Origin of the sequence: Psychromonas sp. KJ10-2 (genome assembly GCF_047323255.1) — a bacterium.
Taxonomy (GTDB): Bacteria; Pseudomonadota; Gammaproteobacteria; order Enterobacterales; family Psychromonadaceae; genus Psychromonas.
Genome location: NZ_CP178827.1, coordinates 2404260 through 2416912, shown reverse-complemented (window position 1 = coordinate 2416912; position 12653 = coordinate 2404260). Strand labels below are relative to the sequence as shown.

Annotated in this window: 8 protein-coding genes and 3 pseudogenes; 5 read left to right on the top strand and 6 right to left on the bottom strand. The window is 38.5% G+C overall.

Going from position 1 to position 12653, the window contains the following annotated elements; translation table 11 throughout:
* Positions 1–74: 74 nt before the first annotated feature.
* The 6 genes and pseudogenes from ACLKL2_RS11585 to rhlB form a co-directional block, all read right to left on the bottom strand.
* Positions 75–864, bottom strand: a pseudogene (locus ACLKL2_RS11585) (DeoR/GlpR family transcriptional regulator).
* A 183-nt stretch (positions 865–1047) separates the two neighbouring features.
* A pseudogene (gene glpK / locus ACLKL2_RS11580) lies at positions 1048–2579 on the bottom strand (glycerol kinase GlpK).
* Between the two features lie 66 nt (positions 2580–2645).
* A pseudogene (locus tag ACLKL2_RS11575) lies at positions 2646–3463 on the bottom strand (MIP/aquaporin family protein).
* Positions 3464–3945: 482 nt separating this feature from the next.
* Positions 3946–4566, bottom strand: a complete 621-nt coding sequence (locus ACLKL2_RS11570) for a DUF4136 domain-containing protein (protein WP_413691784.1) — start codon at positions 4564–4566, stop codon at positions 3946–3948.
* Positions 4567–4634: 68 nt separating this feature from the next.
* Entirely contained in the window at positions 4635–5552 is a 918-nt protein-coding gene (locus ACLKL2_RS11565; RefSeq protein WP_413691783.1) for a guanosine pentaphosphatase, read from the bottom strand.
* A gap of 1 nt (position 5553) precedes the next feature.
* Complete coding sequence (gene rhlB / locus ACLKL2_RS11560; protein WP_413691782.1) at positions 5554–6813, bottom strand: ATP-dependent RNA helicase RhlB; 1260 nt, start codon at positions 6811–6813, stop codon at positions 5554–5556.
* Positions 6814–6938: 125 nt separating this feature from the next.
* Between rhlB and trxA the strand changes: the two genes are divergently transcribed.
* The 5 genes from trxA to ACLKL2_RS11535 all read left to right on the top strand — a co-directional run bounded on the left by trxA (position 6939) and on the right by ACLKL2_RS11535 (position 12435).
* On the top strand, positions 6939–7265 hold the full coding sequence (gene trxA, locus ACLKL2_RS11555) for a thioredoxin TrxA (RefSeq protein ID WP_113818767.1): 327 nt from the start codon (positions 6939–6941) through the stop codon (positions 7263–7265).
* 169 nt (positions 7266–7434) lie between these two features.
* Entirely contained in the window at positions 7435–8703 is a 1269-nt protein-coding gene (gene rho, locus ACLKL2_RS11550) for a transcription termination factor Rho (protein WP_113818768.1), read from the top strand.
* A gap of 192 nt (positions 8704–8895) precedes the next feature.
* Positions 8896–10365: a 4-hydroxy-3-polyprenylbenzoate decarboxylase gene (gene ubiD, locus ACLKL2_RS11545; protein WP_113818769.1), complete on the top strand. Its 1470-nt coding sequence runs from the start codon at positions 8896–8898 to the stop codon at positions 10363–10365.
* 62 nt (positions 10366–10427) lie between these two features.
* Positions 10428–11123: an NAD(P)H-flavin reductase gene (gene fre / locus ACLKL2_RS11540; protein ID WP_113818770.1), complete on the top strand. Its 696-nt coding sequence runs from the start codon at positions 10428–10430 to the stop codon at positions 11121–11123.
* Between the two features lie 202 nt (positions 11124–11325).
* Positions 11326–12435 carry a 1-acyl-sn-glycerol-3-phosphate acyltransferase gene (locus ACLKL2_RS11535; RefSeq protein ID WP_113818771.1) on the top strand — a complete coding sequence of 370 codons (1110 nt, stop codon included), beginning with the start codon at positions 11326–11328 and terminating at the stop codon, positions 12433–12435.
* Positions 12436–12653 lie beyond the last annotated feature (218 nt).

Here is a 12653-nt window from a genome sequence, read left to right as displayed (position 1 = left end):
GCAGATAAAAACACTGTGGTTTTATCTGCATTAAGAGAGGGTAATATATTGGATGCTTTAAAAAAGGCTTATTATTATTCAGCTTGCTCAGTGGTTTGGTTATTAATTACTTCTAATGGAATGTTATGCTCTTTTAAGATGCTAACGATCTCATTAGGTGGTGTTAAGTCTGTGATTAACATATCTAACTCACTGATATTACCTAGAGTTAACCATGGCATTACGACCAAATTTGGTATGGTCAACAGCAAGGAATACGCTACGGCTATTTTCGATAATCGCTTGTTTTACACGTACCTCATGATAATCAAAGTCTAATAGTGAACCATCATAATCGATTCCGCTGATACCGATAATGCCAAAGTCTAAACGGAATTGTTTGATAAAGTCTAAAGTCGCTTCACCAACAATACCACCATCTCTGTTACGAACTTCACCACCGGCTAGAATGACTTTAAAGTCATCGTTAGTCATTAAAATGCTCGCGACATTGATATTATTAGTAACAATGCGTAATCCTTTATGGTTTTTAACCAACTCTTTAGCGATGTATTCCGGCGTGGTACCGATATCAATAAATAGGGTCGCACCATTGGGAATGTATTTTACTAATGCTTGGGCAATGGCATCTTTAACATCTGACTGACGAGATTTACGATCATGGTATGAGCTATTCACTGAACTTTGTTGAGTTGTTGCTCCGCCATGGTGTCTACGAATTTTATTTTCATCGGCTAATTCATTGAGATCTCTACGGATAGTTTGAGGGCTAACATTGAAATGCTCAACAAGACTTTCAGTACTGACATAGCCATTTTTCTGTACTAAGTTAACGATCTCTTGGTGTCTTGTTGTCTGTTTCATTGAACCTCTCTCCTGCGCCCATGGCAAAATTTATTAAAAACAGTTTACTGTGTGGGGATTAGGAATAGCAAGTGTAATGCGCGTTTTACGTTCGAATGAGAGACAAATAGATAGGAATTTTACAATATAGATAACAAAAGAGCGCTCAAGGCGCTCTTTAATTGGATTTAATCAATGAGTTGGTTAAGGTGTATCTTCGTTATCTTCATTATGAAGGTCAGCCCATACCGTGGCACATTTTACTGCGCGCTTCCAACCATTATAGCGTTGCTGGCGTTTCTCTTGTACTGCAACGGGTTCAAAAGAGTGCTCAATAACGGCTTTGTTTTGTAGCTCATCTAAACTACTCCAGTAACCTACAGCAATACCTGCTAAATAGGCCGCACCTAGCGCTGTTACTTCAGTAACCGCAGGGCGTTGTACTGTTGTGTTAAGCACATCCGATTGGAATTGCATTAAGAAATTATTCGCTACAGCACCACCATCTACACGAAGAGAGGCTAGTTCCATTTCAGCATCTGCTTGCATTGCATCAAGTACATCACGAGTTTGATAAGCAATACTCTCTAATGTCGCGCGAATAATGTGATTCGAATTGGTGCCTCGTGTTAAACCAACAATAGTACCACGTGCATAAGGGTTCCAATAAGGTGCGCCTAAACCAGTAAAGGCTGGAACAACATAAACGCCGTTTGATGAACCAACTTTAGTAGCAAAATACTCAGAATCTTTTGCATCTGAGAGTATTTTCATCTCGTCGCGTAACCATTGGATAGAAGCACCACCCATGAATACAGCGCCTTCTAATGCGTAAGTGGCTTCACCTTTTGGACCACAAGCTAGCGTTGTTAGAAGACCATGTGTAGAAGTGATTTTCTCCTTACCAGTGTTCATTAATAGGAAACAGCCTGTACCGTAGGTGTTTTTAGCTTGTCCTTTTTCTACACACATATGACCGTATAATGCAGCTTGTTGATCACCTGCAATACCTGCAATTGGAATACGTGTGCCGCCTGTTCCACCAATATTAGTTTTACCGTAAACTTCAGAAGAGCTTTTACTTCCGCCATCATAGAAGCAGGAATGCCTAATTCAGCAAGTAGTTTTTCATCCCACTGTAATTTATTGATATTAAATAACATGGTACGAGAAGCATTGGTGTAATCAGTTACATGTACGCGACCTTGTGTCATTTTCCAGATTAACCAAGTATCCACCGTACCAAATAGTAATTTACCTGCTTCAGCATCTTCGCGTGCACCTTCGACGTTATCTAAGATCCATTTTACTTTAGTGCCTGAAAAGTAGGGGTCTAGCATTAAACCTGTATTTTCACGCACGTAGTCTTCTAAACCATCACGCTCTTTAAGCTCTTCACAAATGCTAGCTGTACGGCGACACTGCCAAACAATCGCGTTATAAACCGGTTTACCTGTCTCTTTATTCCAAACAATAGTGGTTTCACGTTGGTTAGTAATACCGATACCTGCCACTTGATCACTACGAATGCTCGCTTTCGCTAAACACTCTGTTAATACTGAACTTTGTGTTGCATAAATCTCCATTGGATCATGCTCTACCCAGCCAGAATGTGGATAAATTTGTGTAAATTCTCGTTGAGAAACACTAATGATATTTGCATCATGGTCAAGGATCACTGCTCGAGAGCTGGTTGTGCCTTGGTCTAACGCTACGATATATTTTTTATCTGTCATTATATTTTTCCTTTTACTATTTAATCTGGACAACTGTCGTTACTGTAAACAACATGTTTGTATTTTTTAATCACACTCATTTGGAATTGTGCAGCCAAAGCCTTCTTCTGGCAGGTATGGTGAAATCACTTTCGGGTAAACCCAGGCACCAAAACAAGCTCCTAAGATAGGCGCAATAATCGGTACGATGAAATATGGGATCTTCTTGCGCCTGTTAATGCAAAATCCCAACCTGCTATGTAAGCAAATAATTTAGGGCCAAAGTCACGAGCAGGGTTCATGGCAAAGCCAGTTAGTGGACCTAGAGAGCCACCAATAACTGCAATTAATACACCGATTAACACTGGGTTTAGTGGGCCTCGCGGTGCGCCATTATTTTCATCTCCTAATGCTAAGATTGCGAACATAAGTACTGTTGTAATGACAAACTCAACAAAAAATGCTGTTACTAAAGAAATGGACGGGTGTGGGTAAGTAGAGAAAATACCCGCCGTCGATAAGGCTTCTTGGCTACTTCTTACAAAGTTATGCGCAATCTCATAATCACTAAATAAGTTGCTATATAGTGCGTATACTAAGGCTGCGGAGCAAAATGCACCAAGTAACTGGGATATAATATACGGTAATACTTTTTCTTTGTTAAACCCATGAAATAACGCAAGTGCAATGGTAACAGCTGGATTAATGTGTGCCCCAGAAACACCTGCAGTACAATAAATGGCGATAGCTACGCCCATGCCCCACATGATACTAATTTCCCATTGGCCAAAGTTTGCGCCAGCTAATACTAATGCTGCTACACACCCAACACCAAAAAAGATTAATATTGCGGTGCCAATAAATTCAGCGACACACTGCCCCATTAATGAATGTTGTTTACTCATTTTGTATTCCTTTCGTTATTTAATGATTAACGCTCTGTGTTTTAATGTGCACAAAGATACTTATCATTAACATTTTTACTACAAAAATAGATTTATTTTGAGCGTTCGCTCGCATTTTGATTTAAATCGAGCGTTATTTGGTTGGTTTGATCATATTTTTGATTGATTAGATATTGGGGGTTAGGCTTGTATTATTAGAGGGATAATATTTATAAGGCTTTATTATCAATTAAATAGCTTGTTTTTAGTCGTATTGTATTATTAATTTGATTGAAAAGGTTAAATAATTAACTTTTCATTAAAGAAAATATTACTTTCGTTATAAATATTAATTCGAACATTTATACTATTGTCGTAATCTGGGTATCATTAGGTAGGAAAAGCGCTATTAAGCTTGTACAAGATTAACTAGCTGTTTGAGATAGCAATTAAGTTAAAGCGCTTATTTTTGTAAGCCGGATAGGCAGTGTTAGTGGTGATAATTACTCATTACATTCACCTTGATAAGGGATGCTGGCTTTTCTTATTTTTCCATTTTCTCCTGGAAAGTCAGTAAACATCGCCTCTAATAACTGTTCAAATACACCTGCCATGATTTCACACTCACCAATACTGGTGACTTGAGATTCATATACTTTGCTATTGTCTTGTGCACTGGTGATATCTAATGCTAATACACGGTTATAAGTCGTGACAATATTACTGGTTGGGCTATTAATCTTTTTATGGCGATCTCTGTGCTGGATTCGAGCGAACTTTCCGCGGTGTATTAACCTAGAGCGTGGGCGAGTATCAGGAATGGTTACAATATAGGTATTACCTTCATTAATGCCATAATCAATGGTGGCAATGTAGTCGGCTTGAGTGATGTCAGAAATAACACGGTAGCCTACCGTATTGAGTTTATTTGCTATTTTTTGCTTATAACTAGCGAGCTCTAATGAGTTGTTAGGTAGGCCTTCAGCTGTAGCGATATAAATACTACCTGTGGTGGTTAGTTGATCTTGATAAAAGGTAGTGCGAGTGGTGTCAACGCTATAGCTGCTACATGCACTGATTAGCATGATAAGTGTTAATAAAGCGGTTATTTTTATTTTTTTCATCTTCATACCCTTAACTATTACAGCGGTTAATTTCTGGTTTGTTTGGTATTGAAAAGGTGTTGCCTGAATTAATTAAATTCGCTTTGACCGTTAAACATCATGCTAATTAAACCTTCCCTTAATGCACCATTAGACAGTTGCATGTGTTGAATGTTCAAAGATTCGAAGAGCGCGATAAGAATCGCTAAACCACTGGCAAAAACAGGTACTCTAGAGTCTTCTAACCCGACAATGTTGAGTTGTTCCATGGTTTTACAGGCGATGCACTGTTGTTTAATTTGTTGTAATAACTCAAAGGATAGTGAATCGCTGAGTTGCTGTGCTTGATTCACTTCATTAACGGCTTGAATAGTACCTGATGCACCTAAGGTGAGTTCCCAATCATGTTCACTGTATTGAGGTTTAACGGTAGAGATGACTTGTCGTGCGGCATTGATGGCATTGTTGAAGTTGTATTCGCTGAGTTGTTGGTCTGCAAAATAATGATTTAACCAAGTGACGCAACCAATATTCATACTATTAGCTACATGTACTTGATTGCCTTGCCCTAAAACCAGTTCAGTACTAGCACCACCAATATCGATCACTAACAGACGCTTATCTGTTTGCTCTGTATAGGAAACGCCTTTGAAGATGGTTTTAGCTTCTTGAATACCTGAGATTAGATTAATTGGATGACCAAGTATGTTTTCAGCTACTTCAATAAACGCTTTATTATTAACGGCAATTCTTAATGCTGCAGTGGCGGTGATAAGTACTGTCACAGGTTGGATTTGGTCTAACAACAACCTAAAGTTTTCTAGGCAAGCCCATCCCCTTTGCATTGTTGTTTGATCAAGTTGTTTGTCGCCATTTAAACCAGCAGCTAAGCGTACTTTTTGCTTATGTTTTGAAACAACGTTAAAACCATTCCCTTGCTTACTGACAGTAAGCATGTGGAAGCTATTGGAGCCTAAATCAATAATGGTGTAACGCGCTGCTGTCATATTATCTTTTATGTGACCTATGATAGTTATCTTTACGGTTGTTATTAGAATGTACTTTATATTTAGTGACTTTCATAACCGGTAAAGAATCTAATAGGGAGTCTTTGTCGTATTCGCTCACTGGAATAGTATGTTTAATATATTCTTCAATAGAAGGCAAATTAAATACATATTTTTCACAAGCTAAACTGATTGCTAACCCTTTTTCGCCTGCTCGACCTGTTCGACCGATGCGATGAACGTAATCTTCACAGTCATCAGGTAGATCAAAATTGAATACATGGGACACTTTTGGAATATGCAATCCACGTGCAGCAACATCAGTAGCAATTAAAATGTCGATTTGACCTTCAGTAAATTGCTGTAAGATTTGTTCACGTTTCTTCTGTGGCACATCACCAGTTAATAACCCAGCACGATGACCGTCACCGGCAAGGTAACCCCACACTTTTTCACAAGCATGTTTAGTGTTAGCAAAGACAATTGCTTTTTCTGGCCATTCATCTTCCATTAAACTAAGTAATAACAACATCTTATCTTCGTTTGATGGGTAGAAAAGTTCTTCTGTGATATTGGCTGAAGTCATTACTTCAGGTTCAATTTGCACATGTTCAGGGCTATTCATATGTTCAAAAGCAAGCTCTTGCACTTTATGAGATAAGGTGGCTGAGAATAATAGATTAAGTCGTTGGTCTGCCGCTGGCATGCGACGGAATAGGTAACGAATATCTTTGATAAAGCCTAAATCGAACATACGATCGGCTTCATCTAGGACAACGGCTTGGATCGATTCTAGGTTGATAACGCCTTGTTTTGCGAAATCTATAATACGACCACAAGTCCCAATTAAAATATCAACGCCTTTTTCTAGTTTGGTCTGTTGAATTTCAACTTTCTCGCCCCCATAAGCTAAACCAAGGCGCAAAGATGTTGAGTCAGCTAATGACATGGCATCTTTATGGATCTGAATCGCAAGCTCTCGAGTAGGTGCTAAAATAATAGCCCTAGGTTGGTTCTTACGGCGGTTTTCAGGTGCTTTGTTAACCAATAGGTGATGGAATACGGCAGGTAGAAACGCCAAGGTTTTACCGGTACCTGTTTGAGCTTGTCCTGCAATATCTTTACCTTGTAAGGTAATTGGCAGTGACAGCGCTTGAATAGGTGTACAGTATTCGAACCCTTTAGCGGTTAAACCTGAAAGTAGACTTGGCTCTAGAGGCAAGTCTGAAAATTTTGTTTGAGTTAGGTGTGTTTTATTCATTTGCAGAGCATAGCAGTTTATACTTGCAATAAATATTGAGATCGATTCAAATATCAAAAAATATATTTTAGTGGTGAGCATGTTATAGTAGCTTTCTATTAATAAATTCCTTTCTGGAGAGAAAAATGAGCGAAAATATCGTAACCTTAAGTGATGCAACTTTTGATGCAGACGTAATCAATGCATCTACTCCTGTGCTAGTAGATTTCTGGGCAGAGTGGTGTGGACCTTGTAAAATGATTGCACCAATCTTAAGTGAAGTTGCTGTTGAATACGCAGGTAAAGTAACTGTTGGTAAACTAAACATCGACCAAAACAGCGATACACCACCAAAATTTGGTATTCGTGGTATCCCAACTTTATTACTATTTAAAGATGGTAAAGTTGCAGCAACTAAAGTGGGTGCACTTTCAAAATCACAACTTACTGAGTTTTTAGACGCTAACGTTTAATCATTCTTTATCAGAATGAAGGTTAAGTGCAGAACACTTCATCTTCATTCTGGACAGCTTCAAATATTAATGTTACCTTTACGCTCAAATTATGAGCAATTCACAATTTACGCTATCCAAACACGTTATCTACCCTTTATCCCAAATTTAAAAAACATCAAAAACAATTATGAATCTAACCGAATTAAAAAATACTCCCGTATCTGAGCTTGTTGAGCTTGGAAGTACCATGGGGCTTGAAAATTTAGCCCGTCTAAGAAAACAAGATATTATCTTCGCAATATTGAAAGCCCATGCTAAAAGTGGTGCTGATATTTTCGGTGCTGGTGTTTTAGAGATTCTACAAGATGGTTTTGGCTTTTTGCGTAGTTCAGACAGTTCGTATTTAGCTGGTCCTGATGATATTTACATTTCTCCTAGTCAAATTCGTCGTTTTAATTTACGTACGGGTGATAGTGTAGAAGGTAAAATCAGACCGCCTAAAGAAGGCGAGCGTTACTTTGCATTATTAAAAATCATGCAAGTAAACTTCAACAAACCTGAAAACTCTCGTAATAAAATATTATTTGAAAACTTAACGCCAATTCATCCTGATGAGCGTTTACGTTTAGAGAATGGTAGTGGTAGTACAGAAGATATTACAGCGCGTATTCTTGATTTAGTTTCTCCAATCGGTAAAGGTCAACGTGGTCTAATCGTTGCACCACCAAAAGCCGGTAAAACAATGTTGTTACAAAACATTGCGCAAAGTATTTCAATTAACCACCCTGAAGCAGAACTTATTGTTCTATTAATCGATGAGCGTCCGGAAGAAGTAACAGAAATGCGTCGTTTAGTACGCGGTGAAGTAGTTGCCTCTACCTTTGATGAGCCAGCTAACCGTCACGTTCAAGTAGCAGAAATGGTTATCGAAAAAGCAAAACGTTTAGTTGAGCACAAAAAAGATGTAATCATCTTACTGGACTCTATTACTCGTTTGGCACGTGCTTACAACACAGTGATCCCAAGTTCAGGTAAAGTATTAACCGGTGGTGTAGACGCTAACGCATTACATCGTCCTAAGCGTTTCTTTGGTGCTGCACGTAATGTTGAAGAGGGTGGTAGTTTAACTATCCTAGCAACAGCACTTATCGATACCGGTTCTAAAATGGATGAAGTTATCTATGAAGAATTTAAAGGTACGGGTAACTCTGAGATTCACTTAAACCGTAAGCTCGCTGAAAAACGTGTTTACCCTGCGATTGATATTACTCGCTCAGGTACGCGTCGTGAAGAATTGCTAACTAAAGCTGACGAATTACAACGTATGTGGATTTTACGTAAGATTGTTCATCCAATGGGTGAAATCGGCGCAACAGAATTCATGATTGATAAGCTTGGTTTAAGTAAAACAAATGATGATTTCTTTGAAGCAATGAAGAATCAGAAAGCTAAATAGTTTTATATAATAAAATAAAACAACAACGCTACTTAGGTAGCGTTTTTTTTATCTTAAATAACTGAACTAAAGTACTTTTATCAGCGTAAATTATATTTGTATTTTTACAGTTAATTAGTATAAACAACAGTTCATTAGTTTAATTGGTATAACGATGCTTCTCTTCTCTAGAAGCGAGGTTAAGTAGGTAAAATGAAGTTTGATGATTTACGTGATTTTTTAGATCAGCTAGAAGAAAAAGGGTTATTAAAGCGTATTAGCCAAGAGATCGATCCGAATTTAGAGATGACTGAAATCTCCGATCGTACTTTGCGTGCTGGGGGCCCTGCTTTATTATTTGAAAATCCAAAAGGGCATGATACGCCGGTACTCACCAATCTATTTGGTACACCTGAACGTGTTGCATTAGCCATGGGCAAAGAAAAGGTCAGTGAACTACGTGAAGTGGGTGAATGGTTAGCTTACTTAAAAGAGCCTGAGCCACCTAAAGGTGTGAAGGCAATGTGGGAAAAACTGCCGATCTTCAAACAAGTGCTGAATATGCCAACTAAGCGCGTTAAATCACCAGCTTGTCAGGAAGTGGTGATGGAAGGTGATGATGTTGATTTAACTAAACTGCCGATCATGAAGTGTTGGCCTGGTGATGTAGCACCGCTGATCACCTGGGGGTTGACTATTACTCGTGGTCCTTATAAAAAACGCCAAAATTTAGGTATCTACCGTCAGCAATTAATCTCTAAAAATAAAATTATTATGCGTTGGTTATCGCACCGTGGTGGTGCCATTGATTACCGTGAATGGGTGGAAGCAAATCCAGGCAAACCATTCCCTGTAAGTGTTGCCTTGGGTGCTGACCCTGCCACTATTTTAGGGGCTGTGACACCTGTACCAGATACTTTATCTGAATATGCATTTGCTGGTCTCTTACGTGGTTCAAGAACCAAAGTCGCGACGGGGTTAAGCAATGATTTAGATGTGCCAGCTACTGCTGAAATTATCTTGGAAGGATACTTAATGCCAGGTGAAGAAGCACCTGAAGGTCCTTATGGAGATCATACTGGTTATTACAATGAAGTGGATGATTTCCAAGTGATGACAGTGACGCATGTCACTACCCGAAAAGATCCTATTTACCACAGTACTTATACTGGTCGCCCACCTGATGAACCAGCTATTTTAGGCGTAGCATTAAATGAGGTCTTTGTGCCGATCATTAAGAAGCAATTTCCTGAGATTGTGGACTTTTATTTACCACCAGAAGGTTGCTCATACCGTATGGCGGTGGTCTCCATGAAGAAGAGTTACCCTGGACATGCAAAACGTGTGATGTTGGGCATTTGGTCCTTCCTGCGTCAGTTTATGTACACCAAGTTCATTATTGTATGTGATGATGATGTCAACGTACGTGATTGGAATGATGTGATCTGGGCGATAACAACACGTATGGATCCAAGTCGTGACACCACTATGGTAGAGAATACACCCATCGATTACTTAGATTTTGCCTCTCCTGTGTCAGGGTTAGGCTCAAAAATGGGCTTGGATGCTACTAACAAATGGCCGGGTGAAACCACACGAGAGTGGGGCGAGCCTATTGTCATGGATAAAGACGTTAAAGAAAAAATAGATGGTCTTTGGAATGACCTAGATATTTTGTCATAATACTATTTTAATCAAGCTATCGAACCGTTAGATATTGTTAGCCAATAATAAAAGAGAAAAGAATGCCACAAGTTACCTGTAATGTTGCTTCAATCGAGAAGTTAAATGCGTTTTTATACCGTATATTTTTAGCCCCTACGAAAGCTGTCTCTTTTAAAGCGGGACAATATGTATCAGTGATCATGGGAGAGGGCGATAAACGTCACTTTTCGATTGCTAACACACCATCAAGTGAGTTGGTTGAATTGCATATTGGTGCAACACCCGATAATAAATATGCAATGCAAGTGGTTGAAAAAATGCAGTCAGGTGAGCCTGTGGAAGTTGAAATTGCCAACGGTGCTGCTTATTTGCGTGAAGAGTCTACTCGCCCGATTATTTTAATGGCTGGCGGCACAGGTTTCTCTTACGTGAAATCAATTCTAGAGCAAATTGTAGAGGCGAACTTAGAAAACCCTGTTTACCTATACTGGGGCGTTAAAGAGTACTCACACTTCTATTTTGAAGATCAAGCTAAAAGCTGGTCAGAAGAGCATAATAATATCCACTTCCACCCAGTAGTTGAACTACCAGAGGAAGATTGGTTAGGCAAACATGGTTATGTACACCAAGCTGTTTTAGACGAGTTTGAAGACCTATCTGAGTTCGATATCTATATTGTTGGCCGTTTTGAAATGGCTAAAGTGGCGCGCGAAGACTTCATTAAGCGCGGTGCAGTTATCGATAATATCTATGGTGATGCGTTCGCTTTCATCTAGTTTGTAGCTATTCCCTTGCCTATTCTCATATAGGTAGGGGAAATATCTTGCTAGCATTTATAAATACAATCTTCAAAAGCGTGCATTAGGCCTTATTTAGGTTATAAAACAAGCAATAATAGCTGTATATTCGTTTAAATCTCCTCGCTGTTAGGCTGAAAAGCATGTAAAATGCGCCATCCATTTTCTAGAGAATCATAATATGCCAACTAACATTGATAAATTTAGTGATATTCGTCCCTATAATGACCAAGAGATACAACCAGCTATCAAACGTGTCATCAATAGCGAAGAATTTATGGACGCTATTTTAAGCTTCCGTTTTCCTAAGTTATCTAAGTGTTTAGGGTTTGTGATTAAGCCTCTATTACGTCGTTATTTCCTCTATAAATGGGGCAGTATCGATAGCATTGATAAAATGCAGAAAGTGGTGGGTGTGTATATGCAACATATGATCGATTCTACCACCACTAAATTCACTTATTCTGGCTTAGAAAATTTAGATCCTGAACAAAATTACTTATTTGTTTCTAATCATCGTGATATCGCAATGGACCCATCTTTTGTTAACTGGGCGCTTTTCACTGAAAACTTCCACACGGTACGTATTGCAATTGGCGATAACTTATTAAGTAAACCTTTTGTTTCAGACCTGATGCGCATGAACAAAAGTTTTATCGTAAAACGTTCTGTGACGGGTGTACGTGAAATGATGAAGTCATTATCGACCTTATCTGATTACATCAGTACTTCGTTAAAATTCGATAGTAGTATCTGGATTGCCCAAAAAGAGGGTAGAGCAAAGGATGGTTTTGATAAAACCGACCCTGCGATCATTAAAATGTTTTACGTAAACGGTAAAAAACAAAAAATTCCTTTTGATGAATATATTAAGTCATTAAATATTGTACCTGTTGCGGTTTCTTATGAGTTAGACCCATGTGACCAGCAAAAAGCACGTGAGTTATATGAGTTGTCTGAATCTGGTGAGTACAATAAAGGACAGTTTGAAGATATTGAAAGTATCGTTAGTGGTATTATCGGTCAAAAAGGCCACGTACATGTAGCCTTTGGTCAGCCATTAAGCGGTGATTTTGAAAATGCCGAACAAGTGGCTGAAGAGATTGATACCCAAATCTATCGAAACTATTACTTACACCCATCTAACTTAATTGCTGCGCAACAAGATGTTGATAACCTTTCTGCTAAAGATATCGCCGCATTCAAAGCGCGTATTCAAGCAATTCCTCCAGAATTACAGGAAACAGTATTAAAAATGTATGCCAACCCTGTTGGTCATTTTACTAGCTAAAAAGCGTTTTAATTAAACTGAATTAGGTAGATATCCCATTTGTTATGCACATTTAACATTTTGTTAAATGTGCATTTTTCGCGTGTCTGACTGTTTTATCTATTTGATATTTAAGTGTTATTTTTTATTTTTTGTTGTGGGTCAAATTTTAAATAAAATAGTTAACAGAGTTATCCACAGATGTTTATACAGCGAAAGTGAATGTCCACTTACCTTTT